Origin of the sequence: Proluteimonas luteida, from assembly GCF_021191695.1 — a bacterium.
In the GTDB taxonomy this organism is placed as follows: Bacteria; Pseudomonadota; Gammaproteobacteria; order Xanthomonadales; family Xanthomonadaceae; genus Luteimonas; species Luteimonas luteida.
Genome location: NZ_JAIWPT010000002.1, coordinates 23,258 through 47,699 on the forward strand (window position 1 = coordinate 23,258; position 24,442 = coordinate 47,699).

At 70.6% G+C, this 24,442-nt stretch carries 21 protein-coding genes; 7 read left to right on the top strand and 14 right to left on the bottom strand.

What is annotated here, in order from left to right; all coding sequences use genetic code 11:
* Nucleotides 1–111: 111 nt before the first annotated feature.
* Complete coding sequence (locus tag LDO26_RS02100; protein WP_232129424.1) at nt 112–543, bottom strand: thiol-disulfide oxidoreductase DCC family protein; 432 nt, start codon at nt 541–543, stop codon at nt 112–114.
* Between the two features lie 44 nt (nt 544–587).
* Between LDO26_RS02100 and otsB the strand changes: the two genes are divergently transcribed.
* The 3 genes from otsB to otsA are packed head-to-tail and all read left to right on the top strand — an operon-like array spanning nt 588 to nt 4,548.
* Nucleotides 588–1,367 (top strand): trehalose-phosphatase, encoded by a 780-nt coding sequence (gene otsB, locus LDO26_RS02105; RefSeq protein ID WP_232129425.1) that lies wholly within the window; start codon nt 588–590, stop codon nt 1,365–1,367.
* A gap of 5 nt (nt 1,368–1,372) precedes the next feature.
* Nucleotides 1,373–3,163: a glycoside hydrolase family 15 protein gene (locus LDO26_RS02110; protein WP_232129426.1), complete on the top strand. Its 1,791-nt coding sequence runs from the start codon at nt 1,373–1,375 to the stop codon at nt 3,161–3,163.
* Nucleotides 3,160–4,548: an alpha,alpha-trehalose-phosphate synthase (UDP-forming) gene (gene otsA, locus LDO26_RS02115; protein ID WP_232129427.1), complete on the top strand. Its 1,389-nt coding sequence runs from the start codon at nt 3,160–3,162 to the stop codon at nt 4,546–4,548. The genes LDO26_RS02110 and otsA overlap by 4 nt, the downstream gene beginning before the upstream one ends.
* Before the next feature lie 347 nt (nt 4,549–4,895).
* Here otsA and gloA read toward each other — a convergent pair whose 3' ends face one another.
* The 4 genes from gloA to LDO26_RS02135 all read right to left on the bottom strand — a co-directional run bounded on the left by gloA (nt 4,896) and on the right by LDO26_RS02135 (nt 8,485).
* Nucleotides 4,896–5,429: a lactoylglutathione lyase gene (gene gloA / locus LDO26_RS02120; protein WP_232129428.1), complete on the bottom strand. Its 534-nt coding sequence runs from the start codon at nt 5,427–5,429 to the stop codon at nt 4,896–4,898.
* An 89-nt stretch (nt 5,430–5,518) separates the two neighbouring features.
* Nucleotides 5,519–6,049 carry a DUF4166 domain-containing protein gene (locus tag LDO26_RS02125; protein ID WP_232129429.1) on the bottom strand — a complete coding sequence of 177 codons (531 nt, stop codon included), beginning with the start codon at nt 6,047–6,049 and terminating at the stop codon, nt 5,519–5,521.
* Between the two features lie 61 nt (nt 6,050–6,110).
* Nucleotides 6,111–7,712: a hypothetical protein gene (locus LDO26_RS02130; protein WP_232129430.1), complete on the bottom strand. Its 1,602-nt coding sequence runs from the start codon at nt 7,710–7,712 to the stop codon at nt 6,111–6,113.
* Between the two features lie 260 nt (nt 7,713–7,972).
* Complete coding sequence (locus LDO26_RS02135; protein WP_232129431.1) at nt 7,973–8,485, bottom strand: DUF3574 domain-containing protein; 513 nt, start codon at nt 8,483–8,485, stop codon at nt 7,973–7,975.
* A 186-nt stretch (nt 8,486–8,671) separates the two neighbouring features.
* On the opposite strand from LDO26_RS02135, the gene LDO26_RS02140 reads away from it, so the two are divergent.
* Nucleotides 8,672–11,137 (top strand): TonB-dependent receptor plug domain-containing protein, encoded by a 2,466-nt coding sequence (locus LDO26_RS02140; RefSeq protein WP_232129432.1) that lies wholly within the window; start codon nt 8,672–8,674, stop codon nt 11,135–11,137.
* A gap of 162 nt (nt 11,138–11,299) precedes the next feature.
* On the opposite strand, the gene pgeF is transcribed toward LDO26_RS02140, so the two are convergent.
* Both pgeF and rluD read right to left on the bottom strand, forming a co-directional pair.
* Nucleotides 11,300–12,202, bottom strand: a complete 903-nt coding sequence (gene pgeF, locus LDO26_RS02145; protein ID WP_232129433.1) for a peptidoglycan editing factor PgeF — start codon at nt 12,200–12,202, stop codon at nt 11,300–11,302.
* Nucleotides 12,199–13,188: a 23S rRNA pseudouridine(1911/1915/1917) synthase RluD gene (gene rluD, locus LDO26_RS02150; protein WP_232129434.1), complete on the bottom strand. Its 990-nt coding sequence runs from the start codon at nt 13,186–13,188 to the stop codon at nt 12,199–12,201. The genes pgeF and rluD overlap by 4 nt, the downstream gene beginning before the upstream one ends.
* A 90-nt stretch (nt 13,189–13,278) precedes the next feature.
* Here rluD and LDO26_RS02155 point away from each other — a divergent pair, with 90 nt between their 5' ends.
* On the top strand, nt 13,279–14,136 hold the full coding sequence (locus LDO26_RS02155) for an outer membrane protein assembly factor BamD (RefSeq protein WP_232129435.1): 858 nt from the start codon (nt 13,279–13,281) through the stop codon (nt 14,134–14,136).
* A gap of 480 nt (nt 14,137–14,616) precedes the next feature.
* Here the strand turns inward: LDO26_RS02155 and LDO26_RS02160 are convergent, their stop codons facing one another.
* The 7 genes from LDO26_RS02160 to sucC form a co-directional block, all read right to left on the bottom strand.
* The gene (locus tag LDO26_RS02160) at nt 14,617–15,453 is read right to left on the bottom strand and encodes a vitamin K epoxide reductase family protein (protein ID WP_232129436.1); all 837 of its coding nucleotides are present in this window, start codon (nt 15,451–15,453) and stop codon (nt 14,617–14,619) included.
* A gap of 245 nt (nt 15,454–15,698) precedes the next feature.
* Complete coding sequence (locus tag LDO26_RS02165; RefSeq protein WP_232129437.1) at nt 15,699–17,336, bottom strand: NAD+ synthase; 1,638 nt, start codon at nt 17,334–17,336, stop codon at nt 15,699–15,701.
* Between the two features lies 1 nt (nt 17,337).
* Nucleotides 17,338–17,658: a CcdB family protein gene (locus tag LDO26_RS02170; RefSeq protein ID WP_232129438.1), complete on the bottom strand. Its 321-nt coding sequence runs from the start codon at nt 17,656–17,658 to the stop codon at nt 17,338–17,340.
* Nucleotides 17,658–17,906, bottom strand: coding sequence for a type II toxin-antitoxin system CcdA family antitoxin (locus LDO26_RS02175; protein WP_232129439.1), 249 nt, complete (start codon nt 17,904–17,906; stop codon nt 17,658–17,660). Before LDO26_RS02175 ends, LDO26_RS02170 begins: the two co-directional genes overlap by 1 nt.
* A 52-nt stretch (nt 17,907–17,958) precedes the next feature.
* The gene (locus LDO26_RS02180) at nt 17,959–18,312 is read right to left on the bottom strand and encodes an endonuclease domain-containing protein (protein ID WP_232129440.1); all 354 of its coding nucleotides are present in this window, start codon (nt 18,310–18,312) and stop codon (nt 17,959–17,961) included.
* Between the two features lie 391 nt (nt 18,313–18,703).
* Nucleotides 18,704–19,582 carry a succinate--CoA ligase subunit alpha gene (sucD, locus tag LDO26_RS02185; protein ID WP_232129441.1) on the bottom strand — a complete coding sequence of 293 codons (879 nt, stop codon included), beginning with the start codon at nt 19,580–19,582 and terminating at the stop codon, nt 18,704–18,706.
* 163 nt (nt 19,583–19,745) lie between these two features.
* Entirely contained in the window at nt 19,746–20,915 is a 1,170-nt protein-coding gene (sucC, locus tag LDO26_RS02190) for an ADP-forming succinate--CoA ligase subunit beta (RefSeq protein WP_232129442.1), read from the bottom strand.
* Nucleotides 20,916–21,104: 189 nt separating this feature from the next.
* Between sucC and LDO26_RS02195 the strand changes: the two genes are divergently transcribed.
* Together LDO26_RS02195 and LDO26_RS02200 are read left to right on the top strand one after the other, a co-directional pair.
* A complete protein-coding gene (locus tag LDO26_RS02195) occupies nt 21,105–22,697 on the top strand; it encodes a sensor histidine kinase (protein WP_232129686.1) in 1,593 nt (530 codons plus the stop codon).
* A 271-nt stretch (nt 22,698–22,968) separates the two neighbouring features.
* A complete protein-coding gene (locus tag LDO26_RS02200) occupies nt 22,969–24,381 on the top strand; it encodes a sigma-54-dependent transcriptional regulator (RefSeq protein WP_232129443.1) in 1,413 nt (470 codons plus the stop codon).
* Nucleotides 24,382–24,442 lie beyond the last annotated feature (61 nt).

A 24,442-nucleotide genomic window follows, 5' to 3' on the forward strand; every position in this document is an offset into this window, starting at 1 on the left:
GTGGGACACCGGAGATGCTATTCAGATTGCGGTGGTGATCGCGTGATTCAAGACCGCGGAAGGGCAAGAAATAGCCGGAATGCGGTTGTCGTCGTCGCGCGCGACAGGAAGCTACAGGAACCGGTCGCGCGCGTCCGCCGGCGGCAGCAGGCAGGCCGCGCGCCGCCCGAACCAGCGGTAGCGGTTGCGCGCCAGCCAGCGGTAGCCGGCATCGCGCAGGCCGCGCGGCAGCAACCGCAGCGCGCCGGCCGCCCGCCACGGCCCGCCGAGGCCGGCCAGCACCGCGATCACCGCATCGCTGTCGCGGCGCGCCCCCGCCGGCCCGACCAGCAGGAACGACACCGGATCGTCCGGATCGAGCCCGTGGGCCTGCAGCAGCGCGCGCCCGGCGGGCGCCTGCATCGCCGCGAACCGGTAGCGGCCGCGGCGGTCGCGGCGCAGCAGGAAGCGCACCCAGCCGCTGCACAGCACGCAGACGCCATCGAAGACGATGACTTCCGGCGTCGCCGGATCGGACCGCGGGGCATCGACGTCGGCAGGCACGGATTCACACCGGTTTACGTTTCCCGGCGACAGGATACGCTGCGATGCAGCATCCCGACGCCGCCACCGCCTCCGTGCCCAGCCCGCCCCACACCCGCCCGTCGCCACCGCCGCCGGCCGACGACTGGGCCCTGTTCCTCGACGTCGACGGCTGTCTGCTGGAGTTCGCACCGCGACCCGACGCGGTCGTCGTGCCGCCGGGCCTGCCGGAGCGGCTGGTCGCCTTGCGCCAGCGCCTCGATGGCGCGCTGGCACTGGTCAGCGGGCGCGGGATCGCGACGCTCGACGCGCTGTTCGCACCCCAGCGCTTTCACGCCGCCGGCCTGCACGGCGTCGAACGGCGCACGCCCGACGGCATCGTCGCCGCGGCGGCGGCGCCCGACGCGCTGGCCGACGTCCACGCGGCCGCCAGCCGGCTGGTCGCCGCCCACCCCGGCACCCTGATCGAGGACAAGGGCGCGGCGCTGGCGCTGCACTGGCGCGGCGCGCCGGCCGCAGAACCGGCACTGCGCGCATTCGCCGAGCAGGCACTGCCGGCATTGCCGGGCTACCAGCTGCAGCCCGGCGACCACGTGCTGGAACTGCGTCCACGCCACGCCGACAAGGGCAGCGCGATCCTCGCCTTCCTCGACGAAACGCCGTTCGCCGGCCGCCGCCCGGTGTTCGCCGGCGACGACCTCACCGACGAACATGGTTTCGCCGCGGTCAACGCCCGCGACGGCCTGAGCATCCTCGTCGGCGACCGCGCCGGCAGCGCCGCGCGCTTCGGCCTGCGCAATCCCGCCGCGGTCCGCCGCTGGCTCGCCTCGACACCCGGAGACTGACCCGCATGCCCCAGCCGCTCGCTCCCAGCCTCGACCTCGGCCTCGTCGGCAACGGTGCGTTCGGCGCACTGCTCGACGCGCAGGCGCGACTGGTGTGGTCCTGTCTGCCCGCCTTCGACGGCGACCCCGCGTTCTGCGCGCTGCTGTCGCCGCGCCAGGGCCATGGCGACTGGGCGATCGAGCTCGACGACTTCGACCGCAGCGAGCAGCAGTACCTGGAGAACACCGCGATCCTGCGCACGGTGCTGTACGACCGCCACGGCGGCGCGCTGGAGATCACCGATTTCGCCCCGCGCTGGCGCCAGCACGGGCGCTTCTACCACCCGGTGATGCTGGTCCGGCAGCTGCGACGGCTGTCGGGCAGCCCGCGCATCCGCGTGCTGCTGCGCCCGCTGGCCGACTGGGGCGCCCGCGCGCCCGAGACCACGTGGGGGAGCAACCACATCCGCTTCCTGCTGCCGCAGCTGGCGATGCGGGTGACCACCGACATGCCGGTCCGCGCGCTGCGCGAAGGCCTGTCGTTCGTGCTCGACCGCGACCTGCACTTCATCCTCGGCCCCGACGAGACCCTGACCCAGCCGATCGACACCTTCGTCCGCGATGCGCTGCACAGCACGACCGCGTACTGGCGCGACTGGGTGCGCTCGCTGTCGATCCCGCTGGACTTCCAGGACGCGGTGATCCGCAGCGCGATCACCCTGAAGCTGTGCCAGTACGAGGAGAGCGGCGGCATCATCGCGGCGATGACCACGTCGATCCCCGAGGCCGCCGGCACGCCGCGCAACTGGGACTACCGCTACTGCTGGCTGCGCGACGCGGCGTTCGTCGTGCGCACGCTCAACCGGCTCAACGCGACCCGCACGATGGAGCAGTACATCCGCTACATCTTCAACCTGGCGGTCAGCGAGGACGGCGACATGCAGCCCGTCTACGGCATCGCCTATGCGCACGACCTGGCCGAGGAAGAGGTGCCCGACCTCGCCGGCTACCGCGGCATGGGGCCGGTGCGCCGCGGCAACCTGGCCTGGGTGCAGAAGCAGCACGACACCTACGGCAGCGTGGTGCTGGCCTCGACCCAGCTGTTCTTCGACCAGCGCCTGGAGAACCGCGGCGACGCGGCCACGTTCCGCAAGCTCGAACCGCTGGGCGACCTGGCGTGGCGGCTGCACGACAGGCCCGACGCCGGCCTGTGGGAGTTCCGCGGCAAGGCCCACGTGCACACCTATTCGGCGGTGATGTGCTGGGCGGCCTGCGACCGGCTGGCCAAGATCGCCGCACAGCTGGGCCTGTCCGATCGCGCCGCGCACTGGCGCGGGCGCGCGGACACGATCCGCGAGCGCATCCTCGCCGAGGCATGGAACGTCGAGCTGGGCCACTTCGCCGACGCGTTCGGCGGCGACCGGCTCGACGCGTCGCTGCTGCTGCTCGCCGACCTCGGCTTCGTGAAGCCGGACGACCCGCGCTTCGTCGCCACCGTCGAGGCGATCGGCCGCACCCTGCGGCACGGCGACGGCCTGTTCCGCTACATCACCCCCGACGACTTCGGCGACCCCGAGACCAGCTTCACCATCTGCACCTTCTGGTATATCGACGCGCTGGCGTCGATCGGCCGCGAACGCGAGGCCCGGCAACTGTTCGAGACCCTGCTCGCACGCCGCAACCACCTGGGCCTGCTGTCGGAGGACCTGGCCTTCGACGACGGCGAGGCCTGGGGCAACTTCCCGCAGACCTATTCGCACGTCGGCCTGATCATGGCCGCGATGCGGCTGTCGCGCCCCTGGCAGGAGGCCGCATGAGCCGCCTGGTCGTCGTCTCCAACCGCGTCGCGCTGCCGGGCTCGAACCAGAACGGCGGCCTGGCGGTCGCGCTGGACGCGGCGCTGCGCGACAGCGGCGGGCTGTGGTTCGGCTGGAGCGGCAAGGTCGCACGCGGGCACTCGGGCGAGATCCACGAGCAGCACCACGACGGCATCGACTACGTCACCGTGGACCTCTCGCGCGAGGACTACGAGGGCTACTACAACGGATTCTCCAACCGCACGCTGTGGCCGCTGCTGCACTTCCGCCTCGACCTGGTCGACTACAACGCCGGCACCCAGGCCGCCTACCGTGCGACCAACGCGCTGTTCGCCGAGAAGCTGGCCAAGCGCCTGCGCGACGACGACATCATCTGGGTGCACGACTACCACCTGCTGCCGCTGGGACAGGAGCTGCGCAAGCGCGGCGTCCGCGCGCGCATCGGCTTCTTCCTGCACGTCCCGTTCCCGTCGGCCGACATCGTCGCCGGGCTGCCCAACCACGAGAAGACCTTCGGCGCGCTGACCGCCTACGACCTGGTCGGCTTCCAGACCGAGCGCGACCTCGAACGCTTCCAGGACTACATGCGCCTGTTCGGCGGTGGCCGGGTCGAAGGCCGCGGCGACGTGCGCGGGCAGGACGGCCGCCACGTCCGCGCCGACGCGTTCCCGATCGGCATCGACACCCGGGCGATGGAAGCGCTGGCCGAGCACGCGCTGCGCATCCCGTCGATCAAGCGCATGCACGCCAGCCTCAACGGACGCCTGCTCGCGCTCGGCGTCGACCGGCTGGACTACTCCAAGGGCCTGCCCGAACGCTTCCGCGCGTTCGAGCGCTTCCTGGAGAAGTACCCGGACATGCACGGCAAGCTGACCTACCTGCAGATCGCGCCGGTTTCGCGCGGCGGCGTGGCCAGCTACCGCGCCCTGCGCCGCGAGCTCGAACAGTTCGCCGGCCACCTCAACGGCGCCCACGCCGCGCCCGACTGGACGCCGGTGCGCTACGTCAACCGCACCTATCCGCACGTCACCCTGACCGGCCTGTACCGGCTGGCGCGCGTCGGCCTGGTCACCCCGCTGCGCGACGGCATGAACCTGGTCGCCAAGGAATACATCGCCGCGCAGGATCCGCAGGACCCCGGCGTGCTGGTGCTGTCGATCTTCGCCGGCGCCGCGCGCGAGCTCGACGGCGCGCTGCTGGTCAATCCCTTCGACAGCGACGGCGTCGCCGACGCGATCGCGACCGCGGCGACGATGCCGGTCGAGGAACGCCGCGAACGCTGGCAGTCGCTGATCACGCGATTGCGCGACTACGACATCCACGCCTGGCGACGCGACTTCCTCGACAACCTCGCCGCGACGCCGCAGCGGCAGGCGGAGGGCTGAGCGGTCCGGGCGGTGCCGTCGGGCCGGATCACCTGGGGACTGCGCCTTCCATCCTGTCGTTGCGAGCGCAGCGAGGGACCTGCTGCATCTGCAGATGCAGCGAAACAAGCAGCGCTGCGCTCGGGACGATAAAAAGCGGAGGCGCTACGGCTGCGTCATGCCCTCACCCCACCACCCGCTCCGCAGGTGGTCCTCCCCTCTCCCGCATCGCGGGAGAGGGGCACTGGCGTCTTCCGCCTGTGGCGGATCCGGAAGCCCTCACCCACCACCCGCTCCGCAGGTGGTCCGCCCCTCTCCCGCGCTGCGGGAGAGGGGTTTCGGTGTCTTCCGCCTGACGGCGGAAGACATCACAAGGGGGCGGGCTGGATGATCTCGACCCAGTAGCCGTCCGGGTCCTTGATGAAGGCGATCGACTTCATCGTGCCATCGGCCAGGCGCTTCTGGAACGGCACGTCCAGCGCCTCGAAGCGCGCGCAGGCGGCGCGGATGTCCGGCACGCTGACGCAGATGTGGCCGAAGCCGCGCGGCTCGCTGTTGCCATCGTGGTAGACCGCGCCGGTCTCCGCCTCGGTGCCGTGGTTGTGGGTGAGTTCGAGCACACCGCGCTGCCGTGCCAGCCACTGCCGGCGATCCTCGTCGCCGTCGGGGATGCCGCTGTCGTCGTCGACCAGCACGAGGAAGTACAGCGAGAACGCCGCCTGTTCGTGATCGACCTTGCGCACCAGGGTGAAGCCGAGCACGCGGGTGTAGAAATCCAGCGAGGCGGTCGGGTCCTTGACCCGCAGCATCGTGTGGTTGAAGACGAAATCGCGGGTCGCGGCATCGCGCGCGGCGGCGACGCCGGGCACTTCGGCCAGCGCGGCGCGGGTCTGTGCGGTCATCGGAGACTCCAGGGGAAAGGGACGAGACGCCCATTATCGCAAGCGCGCCCGCGCTGGCCAGGTGATGCCGCGCAGCGCGGCGGCCCGCGTCAGACCGGCGCCAGCCAGCCCTCGTAGCGGATCAACTGCCCGACGACCGGCAACCGCGCCTCGACCAGGAACTCGTAGCGGCCCTCGTGCTCGCGTTCGCGGCACCGCACGTCGGCCACCAGCCGCGCCGGCAGCGGCACGACGCCGAGCACGCGGATGCCGGTCGTGTTCCAGAAGATCATCCCGTCCCAGGTATGCAGGGCGAAGCGCAGCTGCACCGGCCCCAGGCGCTCGCGCAGCTCGCCTCCGTGGTGCCAGAGACGCGAACGCATCTTCGCGGTGCCGAAACTGCGCAGCCAGACCTCGCCCGATGGCCCGCTGACGAAATCCACGGTCACCGGCACGTCGTCCATCGCCGCCGGCAGCCCGGCCACGCGCCCGCACAGGCGCGCCAGCAGGCCACGGCCCCGCTGGATCGACGCGCGGCCGGCATAGCGCGCGTCGCCTCGCACCGAATGCAGTGCGCGCAGGGTCTCGGGCAGACGGAAGAACGGCGCGCCCAGCACGGTCTGGAACAGGGTCGGCGTCATCAGGCAGTGGCGGGTCCGGGAGCGGGGGCGCGCAGCATAGCGCCCCGGCCGCCGCCGGTGGTCAAGACGCGGGTTGCGGCGGCTTGCGTTGCAGCGACAGCAGGCCGAGCACCAGCGCCAGCACCGCATAGCCGCCGGCGAACTGCAGCGCGATCGCCTGGCGCAGGCCCTCGAGCTGCCACGGCAGGACCAGCGCGCCGGCCGGATGCACCGAATGGATCACGCCGAACAGCGTCAGCGCCGCGGCCACCAGCAGGGTCAGCACCGCCTTGCGCGACTGGCCGTCGATCAGCGCGACCAGCGCCGTCGCCCACAGCATCGCGGTGATGATGAAGCCGTTGCCGAGCACGACGATCGTCGCCAGTTCCGGCAGACCGTGTCCGTCGACGTTCGCGTACAGTTCGGCGAAACGCTCGGGCGCGATCCACGCGGGATTGCCGAACTTGATGTTCAGCAGATAGGCGATCGCCGGAAGGAACGCCAGCGCCACCGCGATCGCATGCTCGCGCCTGGTGCTGTGGAACGCCTGCACGGTGATGTCGATGCCGACGAACACGATGATCGGCGCCAGCACCGCCACCGGCAGCCACTGCACCAGCCCGGACACCAGTCCGAGCATGCCGCCGATGCCGACGAACAGCCCGGTCAGCAGCGTGTAGCCGCTGCGCGCGCCCATGTGCTTGTAGGCCGGCTGGCCGATATAGGGCGTGGTCTGGGCGACACCGCCGCAGACCCCGGCGACCAGGGTGGACACGGCCTCGACCAGCAGCACGTCGCGGGTGCGGTAGTCGTCGCCGGCCGCGCGCGCGCTCTCGGCGACGTTGATGCCGCCGACGACCATCAGCAGGCCGAACGGCAGCAGCAGCGAGAGGTAGGGCACGGTCGCCGGCAGGCCGTCGACGAAGCCCAGCGACGGCCACGGCAGCGCCGGCGCAGGCCATGCCGCCTGCGGCAGAGTGAAGCCGGTCAGCAGACCCGACAGGCCGAGGCCGTAGTACAGCGCAAGGCCCACCAGCAGCGCGAACAGCACGCCGGGAATGCGCAGCGGAACGCGCCCGCCCGCGGCCAGCGCGTACAGCAGCAGGCCCAGCGTCACCAGTCCGACGACCGGCGAGCGCAACAGTTCGACCAGCGGCAGGAAGCCGAGCAGCAGCAGCGCGGCGCCACCGATCGACCCGAGCAGCGCAGCGCGCGGAATCATCCGGGTGACCCAGTCGCCGGCAAACGACAGCACCAGCTTGAGCACCCCCATGACCACCAGCGACGCCATGCCCAGTTGCCACACCGCGATGCCCGCCGCCTGCGGGTCCAGGCCCCGCTCGCGCAGTCCGGCGAACGCTGGCCCCAGCACCAGCAGCGCCATGCCGATGCTGGTCGGCGCATCAAGGCCGAGCGGCATCGCGGTGACGTCATCGCGTCCGGTTCGCGCGGCCAGCCGCCGCGCCATCCACGTGTACAGCAGATTGCCGACCAGCACGCCCAGCGCGGTGCCGGGGAACATGCGCCCGAACACGATGTCCGCCGGCACCCCGAAGATGCCGATCAGCGCAGCGGCGATGAAGCCGAGGATCGACAGGTTGTCGACGACCAGGCCGAAGAAGCCGTTGAGGTCGCCGGCGACGAACCAGCGCGGCGAGGTGCGGGTGGGGGCGGGGTCAGTCATTGGAAGCCTTCGATGCCGATCTCGGATCGCCCGTCTCGCGCCTGCGGGCATTGCGTCCCTCACGGGTGAGAGGGCTGGGATGGTGGCGCGCCGCGGGGCGGAAGCCCCTCATCCGGCGCTTCGCGCCACCTTCTCCCGCAGGCGGGAGAAGGGGAGATGTGTGCGTGCAGACCGGGACGCGTGTGTGCGCGGACCGGGCGCGATCGGGAGTTGAGCCCACCGGGCCGGGTGCGGGCCGCAGCGGAATCGCGCGGACGCTGTCAGAACGACACGTCGGCATGCAGTTGCGAGCGCAGCACCGACAGGTGCCCGGTCTCGCGCTTCCAGGCGGCGCGGATGTCCTCGATCGCGGCCGCCTGCTCCGGGGTGTCGGGGTGGTGCACCACCAGTTCCTTCGAGCGCAGGCGCGACGGCGTGCTGGCCCCCGGCGGCAGCCACTGGCCGTAGACGTCGAACACGCTCAGGCCGCTGGGAAAGCGCGGCGTGACCTCGCGGTCGAGGAAGTCCAGCCAGCGCCGCTCGCCGGCGGCGACCTCTTCCGGGCTGGCGTCCCACTGGCCGGTCGCGAAGTACAGCTCGGTGCGCACCCAGCCCTTGCCCTCGGCGGGACGCGCGGCGTCGCCGTGGTAGGCCGGTGTCACCGCTGCCTGCGCCGCATCGGCAGCGGGGACGCGCGGTGCGGTCGCGCAGGCCGACAGCAGCAGCGCGGCAGTCAGCGCGCTCGTGTGGAGGAACGCGCGGGGGCGGGGAACCAGGGCGTGGCGGTGGGGCATGGGCATGATCCGATGGTGCGAGCAATGCATCGTAGAGAGCTTGCCGCCCGAAATTGTTGCAATGCCGCAACACTGCATCGCTTTATCCGGATGGACGCATCGATCGGCATCTGGGATTAATGCAGGCCGTCCGCACGTGCCCCGGTGCCTGCCGCCGGCCGCCCTCCCACCCGATCCGGATTCCGCATGCCCCCGTTCCGCTTCATCGCGCCCCGCCTCGCCGCCCCCCGCCTCGCGACCCCGCTTGCCGCGGCCATCGCCATGTGCCTGTCCACGCCGGCCTTCGCCCAGTCGAGCGGTGACGATGGCGCGACCCGCCTCGACGCGGTGATCGTCACCGGCACCCGCGCGACCGACCGCACCGTGCTGGAATCGACGTCGCCGATCGACGTGCTCGGACAGGACGACCTGATCCGCGCCGGGGCGGTCAACGGCGAGCTGGGTGGCGCGCTGCAGGCGCTGCTGCCCTCGTTCAACCTGCCGCGCCAGTCCAACTCCGGCGGTGCCGACCACATCCGCGCCGCACAGCTGCGCGGCCTCGCCCCCGACCAGGTGCTGGTGCTGATCAACGGCAAGCGCCGCCACGTGTCCTCGCTGGTGACGACCGGCTCCAAGATCGGCCGGGGCACCACGCCGGTGGACTTCAACGCCATCCCGATCACCGCGATCAAGCGCATCGAGGTGCTGCGCGACGGCGCCGGTGCGCAATACGGCGCCGACGCGGTGGCCGGCGTCATCAACATCATCCTCGACGATGCCGGCGACGGCGGCGCATTCGAGGCCAGCTACGGCGCCCACCACACCGACCTGGAACCGATCGGCCGCACCCTGACCGATGGCCAGAGCACGTTCCTCGCGGCCAAGGTCGGCACCGATCTCGGCAACGACGGCTTCCTTCGCGTGGGCCTGGAATACAAGCAGCTGGAACCGACCAACCGCGCCGGCTTCGACCAGGTTCCGCCATGGGACCAGACCCCGGCCAACCTCGCCGTGCAGGGCCGGCGCAACTACCACCACGGCAACGGCGCGGCCAAGGACATCAACGGCTGGCTCAACACCGAGATCGCGCTCGGCGGCAGCGCGCTGCTGTACGCCTTCGGCACGTACCACCAGCGCGACACCGAGGGCGCCAACTACTACCGCTATCCGGACAGCGATGCCAACTGGCCGGAGGTCTATCCGGAAGGCTTCCGCCCGGTGTCGATCGGCGAGAACCTCGACGTCGCCGGCGTGGCCGGCGTGCGCGGCCAGTGGGGCGACTGGGACTACGACGCCAGCCTCAACCACGGCCGCAACGAATTCACCTACCGCCTGCGCGACTCGATCAACGCCTCGCTCGGCCCGTCCAGCCCGACCCGCTTCAAGACCGGCGACTACGCGTTCTCGCAGACGCTGGCGAACTTCGACCTGAGCCGCGGCTTCGAGGCCGGCGCGAATTTCCACACCTTCGCCACCGGCGTCGAGTTCCGCGTCGAGGACTACGAGACAGGCGCCGGCGACCCGGCCAGCTACGCGGCCGGCCCCTACACCGACCGCCCGACCGGCTCGCAGGCCGGCGGCGGCCTGACCCCGCAGGACGAAGCCGACCTCGACCGCGACGTGGCCAGCGTCTACGCCAGCGTGTCGAGCAACTTCGGCGAGAAGCTCAGCACCGATGCCGCGCTGCGCTACGAGCACTACAGCGACTTCGGCGGCGAGGTCACCGGCAAGCTCGCCGCGCGCTACGAGTTCGCCCCTGCCTTCGCACTGCGCGGCGCGGTGTCGCGCAACTTCCGCGCGCCATCGCTGGGCCAGATCGGCTACGAGTCCACCAGCACCGGCTACAACGCCGCCGGCCAGCTGATCCAGGGCCGGCTGCTGTCGGTCAACAACCCGATCGCGCGCGCGCTCGGCGCGACCGACCTCACCCCGGAAACCTCGGTCAACGCCAGCCTCGGCTTCACCAGCCGCATCGGCGAGAACTTCGACGTGTCGGTCGACTTCTTCCACATCGACATCGACGACCGCGTCGCGCTGTCGGAAGCGATCACCGGCAGCGCGGTCACGGACTTCATCGACGAGACCTTCGGCATCGGCGGCATCAACAGCGTCAGCTTCTTCACCAACGCCGCCGACACCCGCACCCGCGGCGTCGAGGTCGTCGCCAACTGGCGCCACCCCCTGGCCGGCGGCGAACTGGGCCTGGGCGGCAGCTACAGCTACGCCGACACCGAGATCAAGCGCATCGTCGACACGCCCGCGCAGCTGACCGCGATCGACCCGGACTACGTACTGTTCGGCGTCGAGGAGAGCAACACCCTGACCGACGCCGCGCCGCGCACCAAGGCGCTGTTCACCGGCACCTGGGCCAACGACGACTGGAACCTGCTGACCCGGGTCACCCGCCACGGCAGCACCAAGCGCGTGTTCAACTTCGGCGGCGGCTACGAACCCGAACAGGTCTACGGCGCGAAGTGGCAGCTCGATGCCGAGGTCGAGTACCGCATCGGCGACCGCTGGCGCGTCGCCGTCGGCGGCCTGAACCTGACCGACGAATACGCCGACCTGTCGAACGAGGACATCTACTACTTCGGCAACCTGCCCTACGACGTGCTGTCGGGCATCGGCAGCGGCGGCGCGTACTACTACGCGCGGGTGCGCTACAGCTTCTAGGGTTGCGTAGGTCGGGGCCACGCCCCGACGCCTCCTGAACCCGATATCGCGCACGTCGGCCGCGTAGGGCCGACCTACGCAACACCGAACCTCGATCGTAGGTCGGGGCCACGCCCCCGACGCTTTCCGGCACGCTTTCCGGCCGGCCGGCCAGGCCAGACGCTACGGTTGCGCGATCCACACCAGCGTCGCCATGCGCCCGGTGCGCGCATCGCGGCGGTGCGAGAAGAACCGTTGCGGCTCGCCGATCGTGCAGTGCGTGCCGCCGTGGATCGCATCGCGCCGCATGCCCGCGGCGGCCAGGCGCCGGCGCGCCAGCGCGTACAGGTCGACGCGCCAGTGCCCCGGCCGCGTCGCCACGAACGCCGCCGACGCATCGGGATCCGGCCCGGTGAACGCGTCGAACACCTCGGCGCCGATCTCGTAGGCGTCCGGTCCCGCGGCCGGGCCGAGCCAGGCGACGATCTCCGCCGCCGGCGTGGTCATCGCGTCGAGCGTGCGTTCCAGCACGCCGGCCGCGAGTCCGCGCCAGCCCGCATGCGCGGCGGCGACCTCGCTGCCGTCCATGGCCGCGAACACCACCGGCAGGCAGTCCGCGGTCAGGATCGCCAGCACGGTGCCCGGTATCTCGGTCGCCGAGGCGTCGGCCTCCGGCAGATCCGCATGCGCGGATGCGCCCTCACCCCGGCCCTCTCCCGCGAGCGGGAGAGGGGGAAAGGCAGGCGCCGCGATCACCGGCTGCCGCCCTCGATGGTCCAGAACGTGAGGGGCCGCTTCTGCTCCCTCTCCCGCCTGCGGGAGAGGGCCGGGGTGAGGGCGATCGAAGCGTCGCACCTCGGTCCCGTGCACCTGCCGCAGCCACCGGGGCGGCGCCGGCAGGGCGGCGACGCGCGCCAGCTCGGCACGATTGGCGGCGACGTTGCCCGGCGCGTCTCCGCCCGGGCCCGTGTTGCCGAAGTTGAAATGGTCGAACGGCGCCGGCGAGACCCCGGCACCGTGCCGCAGCGTCGTCAGCGCATGCACGCCCGGCGGCGCCGGCCAGTCGGCGTCCAGCAGCGCGCTCACCGGCGCGCCGACTCCGCGTGCTCGGCGCTGTCGCGCCGCAATGCGCCGAGCAGCGCCTGCATGTCGGCCGGCAGCGGCGCGGTGCAACGCACCGGCTCGCCGCTCACGGGATGGCGGAACTCCAGCGTCTCGGCGTGCAGCGCCTGGCGGCGGAAACCGCGCAGCGCGGCGACCAGTTCCTCCGACGCGCCCTTGGGCAGCTTCAGCGCGCCGCCGTACAGCGGGTCGCCGAGGATCGGGTGCCGCAGGTGGGCCATGTGCACGCGGATCTGGTGGGTGCGGCCGGTCTCGAGCCGGCATTCGAGCGCGGTGTGCGCGCGGAAGCGCTCGCGCAGCCGGTAGTGGGTGACCGCGTCGCGGCCGTCCTCGCGCACCGCCATGCGCAGGCGGTCGCGCGGATGGCGGTCGATCGGTGCGTCGGCGGTGCCGCCCGACACCAGCGCGCCGACCACGACCGCGACGTACTGCCGGTGCACGTCGCGCGCCGACAGCTGCGCGACCAGCGCATTGTGCGCCTCCAGCGTGCGCGCCACGACCATGACCCCGGAGGTGTCCTTGTCCAGCCGGTGGACGATGCCCGCGCGCGGCAGCGTCGCCAGCGCCGGATCCCGGAACAGCAGCGCGTTGACCAGCGTCCCGTCGGGATTGCCGGCGCCCGGGTGCACCACCAGGCCGGCCGGCTTGTCGATGACGAACACCGACTCGTCCTCGTACAGGACCGACAACGGGATGTCCTGCGGCTCGGCTTCGGTCTGGGTATCGAGCACGACGTTGAGCTGGACCGTCTCGCCGCCGACCACCGGATCGCGCGGGCGCGGCTGGCGGCCATCGAGCAGCACCTCGCCGGACCTGATCCAGGACGTCAGCTTCGAGCGCGAGAACTGCGGGAACAGCTCCGCCAGCACCACATCGAAACGGCGCCCCGCCGCGGCATCGGGCACGGTCGCGGCGCGGGTGCCGGCAAGGTCGGGGGTGTCATCGCTCATTCGGACGGCTCGGATTCAGGCGCGAGGGACCGGGCGACTCGCCCGGACTGGTATTATCGGCCCTTCGTGCCCAGAACGCCCACCGCCCCCATGACCCAACGCCATTCCCTGCCGTGCCGCACCCTGCTTGTGCTGTTGCTGGTCGCCCTGGTCGCCTCCGGTTGTGCGCGCATGCGGGGCGCCACGCGGGACGATGCCAACGAGGGCGTGCCCGTCGCCGAGCTCTACGAGACCGCGCACGAATCGATGCGCAAGGGCAACTGGAGCCGCGCGGAGACCACCTTCCGCCGCCTGGTCGCGCAGTATCCCTATGGCCCCTACACCGAGCAGGCGCTGATCGAGTCGGCCTATGCGCAGTACAAGATGGGCAACAACGACGAGGCCGTGTCGGCGATCGACCGCTTCATCCGCACCTATCCGACCCACAGCAGCATCCCCTACATGTACTACCTGCGCGGCCTGGCGAACTCCAGCCGCGACACGGTGTTCCTGCAGCGCGTGTGGAGCCTGGACTCCAGCCGCCGCGACCTGGCGTCGCCGAATCAGGCCTACGCCGACTTCCGCACCGTGACCGACCGGTATCCCAACAGCCGCTACGCCGCCGACGCCCGCCAGCGGATGGTCGCGCTGCGCAACACCTTCGCCCGGCACGAGATCGAGACCGGCCTGTACTACCTGCGCCGCGAGGCCTATGTCGCCGCCGCCGAGCGCGCGACCTACCTGCTGGAGACCTACCCGCAGAGCGAGTACCAGAACGACGCCGTCGCCCTGCTGGCGACGGCCTATACGCGGCTGGGCAACGAACAGCTGGCCACCGATGCCCGCCGGGTGCTGCAGGAGAACGAGCCCGACCACCCGTACCTGGTCGGCAAGTGGCCCAACGAACCATGGCAGATCCGTCGCCTCAACCCGTTCGGCACCGAAAAGACCGCGCTCGACAACCGCTGATCCGCGCGTTTCCGCGTAGCGCCGCAACGCCGCCCATGGGCGGCGTTGTCGTTTCCGGGCCCCGCCCATCCTCTCGGATCGCCCCCGAACCGCCAGCACCGGTTCCCGCATCGTGTCGATCCCCGTGCGTCGGGGGCGTGGCCCCGACCTACGGCATCCCACGCGTTCCGTAGGTCGGGCCGAAGCGCCCGACGCACGCAAGGCCCCGGACCCGCCAGCACCGGTTCCCGCATCGTGTCGATCCCCACGCGTCGGGGGCGTGGCCCCGACCTACGGCATCCCACGCGTTCCGTAGGTCGGGCCGAAGCGCCCGACGCACGCAAGGCCCCGGACCCGCCAGCACCGGTTCCCGCATCGTGCCGATCCCCGTGCGTCGGGGGCGTGGCCCCGACCTACGGCATCCCACGCATTCCGTAGGTCGGGCCGAAGCGCCCGACGCGCGCGATGCATGGGCGCGTCATCGCAGCCTTCGCACCCGCGTCACTTGTCCGCCGCGTCCCAGTCGAAGCCGGTCAGTTCCGCAAGCCGCGCGGGTTCCAGCACCTCGCTCACCTGCTCGCCGCGGATGACCCAGGTCGGGTAGGCGGTGATGCCGGCGCTGGTGCACTCGAAGGCGACCGCGCCGGTACGCCCGTTCGGCGCGCACTCGACATAGGGCAGGCGCTCGGCCGAGGCGCCGAACAGCCGGCTCTGCCGACGACAGTTGGCGCACCACGAGGCGCCGTAGTACTTCACGCCGCTGTCGTGCAGGTGCGCCACCAGCGCGGTCATGCGCGGCGACTCCGGCCGCTGCGGCAGGCCGGTCGCCAGCAGGTGCATCGCACCGAGCACGGCGACGACGAGCAGCGCACTGCCGAGCAGCCATGGCTGCCGCGGCACGCCCGGCGCCCCGTTCGGCCGCCGCAGGCTGACCACCGCGAACAGCGCCGCGATGATCGCAAGCGAGGCCAGGCACCAGACGCAGAACGCCTGCAGCGCGATCGCGCCGGCCAGCGTCAGGTACAGGCTGACCGCGAGCCCCAGCAGCGACAACCGCCACAGCCGCCGCCAGCGCAGCAGCGCATTGCCCGGCCGCCACGCGACCACCGCCAGCAGCGCGTACAGCGCGAATCCCCACAGCGCCACAGGCAGGCCGAGGAACGTCGACCACGCACTGCCCTGCACCACGTCGCAGCCGCCACCCTCGGTACAGAACGCGGCCCCCTCCCCGCGCCAGGCGACCACGGTCAGGTACGCGGTGACCAGCAGGCCGGCCAGCGCGAGCAGGAACGGCCAGCGCTCCGCCGGCCCCTTGCGGCTGGCGACGCGACCGGGCACGGGCCGGCCGTCGCGCCCGCCCGGCGCCGGGCCCGCAGGTCGTGGTCGGTGCCGCGCGGGTTTCGCTTTCCTTGCCATGTCGTGCCTGTGGTCGTGATGGATCGCCCGCCATCATGCCAAAGCGGGCGCGGCAGGCGTACCGTCCCGGTCGCCGTAGGTCGGGGCCACGCCCCCGACGCCTCGTGATTCCGGTGCCGTGCACGTCGACCGCATGAGGCCGGCCCACGCGGGATCAGGCCGACTCGTCAGCCCGGATAACGGTTGCTGATCGGGTAGCGGCGCTCGCGCCCGAAGGCCCGCCGCGAGATCTTCGGTCCCGGCGCGGCCTGGTGACGCTTCCATTCGCTGGTCCGCACCAGCCGCAGCATGCGGTCGACGACCTGCGCGTCGAAGCCGGCGGCGACGATCTCGTCGCGCGAGGCCTCCTCGTCGACGAAGCGCCGCAGGATCGCGTCGAGCACGTCGTAGGCCGGCAGTGAATCCTGGTCGAGCTGGTTGGCGCGCAGTTCGGCGGACGGCGGGCGATCGATGACCGCCGGCGGAATCACCGGCGCGCCACCGACCGTGTTGCGCCACTTCGCCAGCCCGAAGACCTCGGTCTTGTACAGGTCCTTGATCGGCGCGTAGCCGCCGCACATGTCGCCGTAGATCGTCGTGTAGCCGACCGCGTACTCGCTCTTGTTGCCGGTGGTCAGCAGCAGGCCGCCGTGCTTGTTCGACAGCGCCATCATGATCGCGCCACGCGTGCGCGACTGCAGGTTCTCCTCGGTGGCGTCGACCTCGGTACCGGCGAAGTCTTCGGCCAGCGCATCGAGAAAGCCCTGGAACGGCGCCTCGATCGGAATGGTCAGCATGCGCACGCCCAGCGCCTGGCACTGCTCGGCGGCGAGGTCGTTGCTGAGGTTCGCGGTATAGCGCGAGGGCATGCGCACCGCGGTGACGTTGTCCGCGCCCAGCGCATCGACCGCGATCGCCAGCACCACCGACGAGTCGATGCCGCCCGACAGCCCGACCCAGGTCTTCGAGAACCCGTTCTTGAAGCAGTAGTCGCGCACCCCGCGCACCACCGCGCGCCAGGCCAGCGCGTCCATGCTCTCGTCGCCGTCGTCGACCCAGACCAGCGGCGCGAACGCACGCCGCTCGGCGTCGTAGTCGACCACCAGCCACTGGTCGTCGAAGGCGACCGCCGCCGGATGCACGGTACCGTCGGCATCGGCCACCACCGAGGCGCCGTCGAACACCAGCGCATCCTGGCCGCCGACGACATTGAGATAGGCCAGCGCGACGTGGTTCTCGCGCGTGCGCTCGGCCAGCAGCGCATCGCGCTGGCGGTGCTTGCCGCGCTCGTAGGGCGAGGCATTGGGCACCAGCACGACCTCCGCGCCGCTGGCGACGGTATCGTGCAGCGGCTCGGCGAACCACAGGTCCTCGCAGATGATCAGCCCGACCGGAACGCCCTTGACCTCGAACACGCACGATCCGCCGTCGGGATCGACATGGAAATAGCGGCGCTCGTCGAACACGTTGTAGTTCGGCAGCTCGCGCTTGCGGTAGGTGCGCTCGACCTTGCCGTCGCGCAGCACGCTGGCCGAGTTGTACAGCACGCTGCCGGCGGTCTCGGGCCATCCGACGATCGCGACGATGTCCTTGACGTCCTTGGCGACCTGCATCAGCGCGGCCTCGCAGTCGACGAGGAACGACGGCCGCATCAGCAGGTCCTCGGGCGGATAGCCGCTGATCGCCAGTTCCGGGAACACGACGATGTCGGCGCCGTACTCGACCTGCGCCTCCTTGATCATCAGCGCGATGCGCTCGGCATTCGACTCGACCGCCCCGACCGGGAAATCGAACTGGGCAAGGGCGATACGCAGGGTCTGGGTCATTTCAGATTCCGGAAATCAGCAGGTCGAGCGCCGCCAGGATGGTCGCGCGCTCGCTGGACAGGTCCGCCTCGCGCGCGCCGAGGTCCGCCACCTCGGTCGCCGCCAGCAACGGGACGGCAAGTACGTGCGGCCGGCCGTTGACGTCGACGATCGGCGCGAGCGACGAGATCGCCGGCGGCCGGCGGCCGCGGACGACGGCAACCATCGGCACGACGACCCGGGTGCCGGTTTCCTCGATCAGGTCGCTCTGCACGTTGAGCAGCAGCGGATACAGCGAACGGGTCTGGTCGTTGCGGTTCCGGTAGACACCGAACTGGTGCATCAGCGATTCCGGAACATCGGGCTGAACACGCCGTTCTCGGCCACCCAGGCGTTGTAGCCCTCGATCGCCTCACGGTTCTCCTCCAGCCAGCGCTCGCGCCTGCGCGCCCGCACCTCGGCCTCCAGCGCCTTCTCCAGCGTCGCGGAGAGGTTGATCTGCAGCGCCTTGGCCTCGTCCAGCAACGCGGCATTGATACTCAGGTTGGCCGGACGCTTGGTGTATCCGGCCTGTTCGTCCCGACCACGCACGGCAGGCTCCATGTTGGATGCGCGTCAAATATGCGCATGCCGATGCGCACTGTCAATGTCGTCGTGGAGGAGGCGCGGCAAGCGCGGCGTGGATCGCCTCGAGCACCTGCTCGGTCCGCACCAGCACGTCGTGGTTCCACAGGCGCAGCATCCTGAAGCCGCGGCGTTCCAGGAAACGGGTGCGGCCAGCGTCGACGCCCGCCGAATGCTGCGACCCGTCGACCTCGACGACCAGGCGCGCCTCCAGGCTCAGGAAATCCACCACGAACGGCCCGACCGGATGCTGCCGCCGGAACTTCACGCCCATCAGCTGCCGGTTGCGCAGGTGGTACCAGAGCAGGCGCTCGGCGTCGGTCATCTCTCGCCGCAGACTGCGTGCGAACTGCAGTTTGGCCCGATCGCGCATCCTTGCGCTCCGCATCCGTCCTGCTGCCGAGATTGCAGGCGCCGGGCGTGGATGGCTTTCGGAAAACTCCGATATCGCTGTCGTCGATTGCCGCGAACGGCGCCCTCACCCCAACCCCTCTCCCGCACGCGGGAGAGGGGCTTCAAAGCACCCGCTCACTTTCGACGAGCCCCTCTCCCGCGTGCGGGAGAGGGACTTCAAAGCATCCGCCCACTTTTGACGAGCCCCTCTCCCGCGTGCGGGAGAGGGACTTCAAAGCATCCGCCCACTTTCGGCGAGCCCCTCTCCCGCGTGCGGGAGAGGGGTTGGGGTGAGGGCCGCCCTTCGCAAAGCCCCGACAGCAGAAGGCCGCCCTGCGGCGGCCTTCCGGATCCCACGACAACCGGCTGGATCAGCCGTTCAGGCGCTTGGCGATCGCCGCGCCCAGGTCACCCGGCGACTTCACCGTGGTCACGCCCGCCTTCTCCAGCGCGGCGAACTTGCCCTCGGCGGTGCCGGTGCCGCCGGACGCAATCGCGCCCGCATGCCCCATGCGCTTGCCCTTCGGGGCGGACGCACCGGCGATGAAGCCGACGACCGGCTTGGTCACGTACTCGGCGATGAACTCGGCCGCTTCCTCCTCGGCGCTGCCACCGATCTCGCCGACCAGGATGATGCCCTCGGTCTGCGGATCGTCCTGGAACAGCTTCAGCGCGTCGATGAAGTTGGTGCCGTTGATCGGATCACCACCGATGCCGATGCAGGTCGACTGGCCGAGGCCGGCGTCGGTGGTCTGCTTGACCGCCTCGTAGGTCAGCGTGCCCGAGCGCGAGACGATGCCGACCTTGCCCGGCTTGTGGATGTGGCCCGGCATGATGCCGATCTTGCACTCGCCCGGCGTGATGACGCCCGGGCAGTTCGGCCCGACCAGGACCACGTCCGGGTAGGTGCTGACGAGCGTCTTCTTGACCCGCAGCATGTCCAGCACCGGGATGCCCTCGGTGATGCAGACGATGACCTTGATGCCGGCATCGGCCGCCTCGAGGATCGCGTCGGCCGCGAACGGCGGCGGCACGTAGATCACCGACGCGTCGGCGCCGGTCTCGGTGACCGCGTCGTTGACGGTGTTGAAGACCGGCAGGCCGAGATGCTCGGTGCCGCCCTTGCCCGGGGTCACGCCGCCGACGACCTTGGTGCCGTAGTCGAGCATCTGCTCGGCGTGGAAGGTGCCCTGCTGGCCGGTGAAGCCCTGCACGATCACCTTGGTGTTCTTGTTGATCAAAACGCTCATGAAATTTTCCTGGTCTTGAGCCCCTCTCCCGCGTGCGGGAGAGGGGTTGGGGTGAGGGCCGCTGTTCGAAAAAGCGCCCTCATCCGCCCTTCGGGCACCTTCTCCCGCATGCGGGAGAAGGACGAGATGTCGAATCGAGCGGCAGCGAACGCCGCAGCGTCCGTCAGGCCGCCTTCTTCGCCGCGGCGACGACCTTCTTCGCGCCGTCGTTGATGTCGTCGGCCGACTCGATCGCCAGGCCGGAGTTCTTCAGCAGCTCCTTGCCCTTGTCGACGTTGGTGCCTTCCAGGCGCACGACCACCGGCACCTTGACGTCCACTTCCTTGACCGCGCCGATGATGCCCTCGGCGATCATGTCGCAGCGGACGATGCCGCCGAAGATGTTGACGAAGATCGCCTCGACCTTGTCGCTGGAGAGGATCAGCTTGAACGCCTCGGTCACGCGCTCCTTGGTCGCGCCGCCGCCGACGTCGAGGAAGTTGGCCGGCTCGCCGCCTTCCAGCTTGATCACGTCCATCGTCGCCATCGCCAGGCCCGCGCCGTTGACCATGCAGCCGATGTTGCCGTCCATCGTCACGTAGTTGAGGTCGTGCTGGCTGGCCTTGACCTCGGTCTCGTCCTCCTGGCGGATGTCGCGCATCGCGACCAGGTCCGCATGGCGGAAGCTGGCGTTGTCGTCGGAATTGACCTTGCCGTCGAGCACCGCGAGGTTGCCGTCGGTCAGGATCGCCAGCGGGTTGAGTTCGACCAGCGCCAGGTCCTTCTCGTTGAACAGCTTGTACAGGCCCAGCATGATCTTGCTCAGCTGGCCCACCTGCTTGGCGGTCAGGCCCAGGGCGAAGCCGATGTCGCGGCACTGGTAGGGCTGCAGGCCCTGCACGAAGTTGACGTTGAGGCTCTGGATCTTCTCCGGGGTCTCGGCGGCCACCTGCTCGATGTCCACGCCGCCCTCGCTCGAGGCGATGAAGGTGATCGACTGGCTGCTGCGGTCGACCAGCACCGACAGGTACAGCTCCTTGTCGATGTCGGTGGCCTGGGTCACCAGCACCGAATCGATCGGCAGCGCGACGCCGGCCGACTGGTAGGTCTCCATCGTCGTGCCGAGCATCGCGTCGGCATGGTCGCGCACCTCGTCGAGCGTCCGCGCCAGCTTGACGCCGCCCGCCTTGCCGCGGCCGCCGGCGTGGATCTGCGCCTTGACGACCCAGAAGTCGCCACCGATCGCCTTGGCGGCGTCGACCGCCTCCTCGGGCGAGCGCGCGACGCGCCCGGCGGGTACTGCGATGCCGTAATCGGCAAACAGCTGCTTGGCCTGATATTCGTGGAAGTTCATGTGGGGTCCGTACGGGAGGGAAGTGTCGCCGGCCGGCGGTGCGCAGCGCGCGGGGCCGACGGGGCCGCCCATTGTCTCGCATGCGCGGGCCGCGGGCAAAACCGGGACCACCCGGCCTCCGGAGCCGCCCTATACTCGTTCCCCACCCCGGCCCGCGGATGTGCCTTGGCCCTGCTCACCGTCCACGCGATGTCCCCGCAGCACATGCAGCGCGAACTGGCGCTGTTCGCGCTGTACCGGGTGCTGGAAGCCGCGCTGCTGGCGCTGCTGGTGTTCAGCCCGTTCGGCGAGACCATGGGCAAGATCGTCAACGCCCCGGCCGCGATCTCGGTCAGCATCGGCTACCTGATCGCCTCGATCGGCCTGCTGCTGCATGCGCGCAGCCAGCCGCCGGACTACCCCGCGCATGCGGCCATCGGGGTCATGGTCGACATCCTGGTCGCCGCGGCGATCACCCACGCGGTGCCCGACATCGCCCCGGGCGTGGCCCTGCTGCTGCTGTTCAACATCGGCGCCGCCTCGCTGTTCGTCTCGCTGCGCGCCAGCATGCTCATCGCCGCGGGCGCGTCGCTGGCGCTGGCCGCCGAGCGCATCATCGGCGCCCTGGCCACCGGCACCTTCGACCGGCCTCTGGCCGAGATGCTGATGTTCGCGGTGGGCTTCTTCGCCGCCGCGTCGCTGACCCGCCAGCTCGGCAAGCAGGTCCGCGAGACCCACGAGCTGGCCGACCGGCGCGGCGCCGAGGCGGCCAACATGGCCGAGATCAACGAACTGATCATCCGCCGCATGCAGACCGGCGTACTGCTGGTCGACGATTCCGGCCACATCCGCCTGGCCAACGAGGCCGCCCTGCTGCTGATCGGCGGCGACGGCGAGCCCGGCGCCGACGACCTGCACGGCCGCCCCCTGTCGCAGCTGTCCCCGCCGCTGGCGATGCGGATGGCCGAATGGATGCGCAGCGGCGACACCGACACCGCGCCGCTGGCCCTGCGCGACCACAGCGAGGTGCTGCCGCGCTTCGTGCGGCTGCTGGCCAACAGCGACAGCACCTTGGTGTTCCTCGACGACACCTCGCTGGTTTCGCGCCGCGCCGAATCGCTGACCCTGGCGACGATGGGCCGGTTCTCGGCCAGCCTGGCCCACGAGATCCGCAACCCGCTGGCCGCGATCAGCTACGCCACCCAGTTGCTGCAGGAATCGCAGGACATCCGTGAAGGCGACCGCCGCCTGCTGCAGATCATCCATCAGCAGTGCCTGCGCACCAACGGCATCGTCGAGAGCGTGCTGGGCCTGGCACGGCGCGAACGCGCGCGCCCCGAGCAGATCGACCTGGTCGCCGCCGCGCACGCCTTCGTGCAGGACTACCGGCTGATCGTCACCGCGGACAACGCCGAGCTGAAGGTCGCCAGCGACCTGGGCGCGCTGCCGGTGGTGTTCGACCCGCGCCACCTGCAGCAGGTGCTGACCGCGCTGGTCAACAATGCCGTGCGCTACGGCCGCATGCCGGGCGAACCGGCGCGCATCACCATCCGCATCGAGCAGGAAGGCGAGTGGCCGACGATCAGCGTGCTCGACCGCGGCCCCGGCATCCCCGACGCCGTCGCGGCGCAGCTGTTCCGGCCGTTCTTCACCACCTCCGAGAGCGGCACCGGCCTGGGCCTGTACATCGCCCACGAGCTGTGCCGCGCCAACGAAGGGCATGTCGAGTACGTCGCGGTGCCCGGCGGCGGCGCCTGTTTCCGCGTGCATCTGCCGGCCCGGCACAGCCTGCTGCAGGGCTGAAACCCGGCGTTGGCGCGCGAAAGTGCCTGCGCGGGCCGGGAACCCGGGATGCCCGGAAGCGACGGCAGGGCGGGTCTCGACCCGCCAGGCCCGACGCGGCGAATCCGACCGGACCCCGTCCTGGGCACGGTCGGATTCGCGTATCCCGTGCACCTGAACCGCCATCCCGCGCACAGCGAAGAACCCGCTTTTCCCACCCTTCCAACCTCGTCACCCGGGGCAAAAGCTGTCACAATTCGTCACATCGAATCCGCTGTCGTAGCCAATATTAATGAGCGAAACGCGAAGCGTGCTGATCGTCGACGACGAACACGACATCCGTGAACTCCTCGTCCTGACTCTTGGCCGCATGGGCCTGCGCACCGATACCGCACCCAGTCTGGCCACAGCACGCGAATTGCTGGCCGGCGGACGCTACGACCTGTGCCTGACCGACATGCGCATGCCCGACGGCTCGGGGCTGGAGCTGATCAGCGAGATCAACACCCGCTTCCCCGGCACCCCGGTCGCCATGATCACCGCCTACGGCAACGTCGAGGCCGCGGTCGAGGCACTGAAGGCCGGTGCCTTCGATTTCGTCAGCAAGCCGGTCGACATCCATGTCCTGCGCGGACTGGTGCGGCAGGCGCTGGAACTGGGCGAACGCGCCAGCCAGGGCCACGACGACAGCGGCAGCCGCCTGCTCGGCAACTCCGACGCCATGGTCACCCTGCGCAACACCATCGCCAAGGTCGCCCGCAGCCAGGCGCCGGTCAGCATCAACGGCGAATCGGGTACCGGCAAGGAGCTCGTCGCCCGTACCATCCACGCGCAGGGCGCACGCGCCAGCGGTCCGTTCATCCCGGTCAACTGCGGCGCGATCCCGACCGAACTGATGGAAAGCGAGTTCTTCGGCCACAAGAAGGGCAGTTTCACCGGTGCCCACAGCGACAAGCCCGGCCTGTTCCAGGCGGCCGACGGCGGCACCCTGTTCCTCGACGAGGTGGCCGAGCTGCCGCTGCCGATGCAGGTCAAGCTGCTGCGCGCGATCCAGGAAAAGAGCATCCGCCCGGTCGGCGCGTCCGCCGAGGTGCAGGTCGACGTGCGCATCCTCTCGGCCACCCACAAGGACCTGGCCGCGCTGACCGAGAACGGCAGCTTCCGCCACGACCTCTACTACCGCATCAACGTCATCGGCCTGCACGTCCCGCCGCTGCGCGAACGCACCGGCGACCTGCCGCTGCTGTCGGGCGCCATCCTGCAGCGCCTCGCCCAGGCCATGAAGCGCCCCGCGCCGCGCCTGGCCGACGACGCCGTCGCCGCACTCGAGGCCTACGCGTTTCCAGGCAACGTCCGCGAGCTGGAGAACATCCTCGAACGCGCCCTGGCGATGGCCGACGGCGACCTGATCCATGCCGACGACCTGCACCTGCCCCGCGCCAGCACCCCGCGCCCCACACCGGCCCAGGCGCCCGCAGCCGGCACCCCGGCCGCGCAGACCGTCACCCTGCCGCCCGACCCGCGCACGATGAGCCCCTACGAGACCGCCGGCACCGCCCTGCCCTCGTACATCGAGGACATCGAGCGCGCCGCGATCCAGCAGGCATTGCAGGAAAACCGCTACAACAAGACCAAGACCGCCTCCGCGCTGGGCATCACCTTCCGCGCGCTGCGCTACAAGCTCAAGAAGCTCGGGATCGATTGAGCTGCCGTCCGAGGCTTACCGGCCCCGTCGCCGGATGTCCGGAATTCAGGACAATTCGACC

Excerpts from the sequence above, each read along its gene's own strand:
- otsB (WP_232129425.1), top strand. The coding sequence starts at position 588 with ATGCAGCATCCCGACGCCGCCACCGCCTCCGTGCCCAGCCCGCCCCAC.
- LDO26_RS02110 (WP_232129426.1), top strand. The coding sequence starts at position 1,373 with ATGCCCCAGCCGCTCGCTCCCAGCCTCGACCTCGGCCTCGTCGGCAAC.
- otsA (WP_232129427.1), top strand. The coding sequence starts at position 3,160 with ATGAGCCGCCTGGTCGTCGTCTCCAACCGCGTCGCGCTGCCGGGCTCG.
- gloA (WP_232129428.1), bottom strand. The coding sequence starts at position 5,429 with ATGACCGCACAGACCCGCGCCGCGCTGGCCGAAGTGCCCGGCGTCGCC.
- LDO26_RS02125 (WP_232129429.1), bottom strand. The coding sequence starts at position 6,049 with ATGACGCCGACCCTGTTCCAGACCGTGCTGGGCGCGCCGTTCTTCCGT.
- LDO26_RS02130 (WP_232129430.1), bottom strand. The coding sequence starts at position 7,712 with ATGACTGACCCCGCCCCCACCCGCACCTCGCCGCGCTGGTTCGTCGCC.
- LDO26_RS02135 (WP_232129431.1), bottom strand. The coding sequence starts at position 8,485 with ATGCCCCACCGCCACGCCCTGGTTCCCCGCCCCCGCGCGTTCCTCCAC.
- LDO26_RS02140 (WP_232129432.1), top strand. The coding sequence starts at position 8,672 with ATGCCCCCGTTCCGCTTCATCGCGCCCCGCCTCGCCGCCCCCCGCCTC.
- rluD (WP_232129434.1), bottom strand. The coding sequence starts at position 13,188 with ATGAGCGATGACACCCCCGACCTTGCCGGCACCCGCGCCGCGACCGTG.
- LDO26_RS02155 (WP_232129435.1), top strand. The coding sequence starts at position 13,279 with ATGACCCAACGCCATTCCCTGCCGTGCCGCACCCTGCTTGTGCTGTTG.
- LDO26_RS02165 (WP_232129437.1), bottom strand. The coding sequence starts at position 17,336 with ATGACCCAGACCCTGCGTATCGCCCTTGCCCAGTTCGATTTCCCGGTC.
- LDO26_RS02170 (WP_232129438.1), bottom strand. The coding sequence starts at position 17,658 with ATGCACCAGTTCGGTGTCTACCGGAACCGCAACGACCAGACCCGTTCG.
- LDO26_RS02180 (WP_232129440.1), bottom strand. The coding sequence starts at position 18,312 with ATGCGCGATCGGGCCAAACTGCAGTTCGCACGCAGTCTGCGGCGAGAG.
- sucD (WP_232129441.1), bottom strand. The coding sequence starts at position 19,582 with ATGAGCGTTTTGATCAACAAGAACACCAAGGTGATCGTGCAGGGCTTC.
- sucC (WP_232129442.1), bottom strand. The coding sequence starts at position 20,915 with ATGAACTTCCACGAATATCAGGCCAAGCAGCTGTTTGCCGATTACGGC.
- LDO26_RS02195 (WP_232129686.1), top strand. The coding sequence starts at position 21,105 with ATGTCCCCGCAGCACATGCAGCGCGAACTGGCGCTGTTCGCGCTGTAC.
- LDO26_RS02200 (WP_232129443.1), top strand. The coding sequence starts at position 22,969 with ATGAGCGAAACGCGAAGCGTGCTGATCGTCGACGACGAACACGACATC.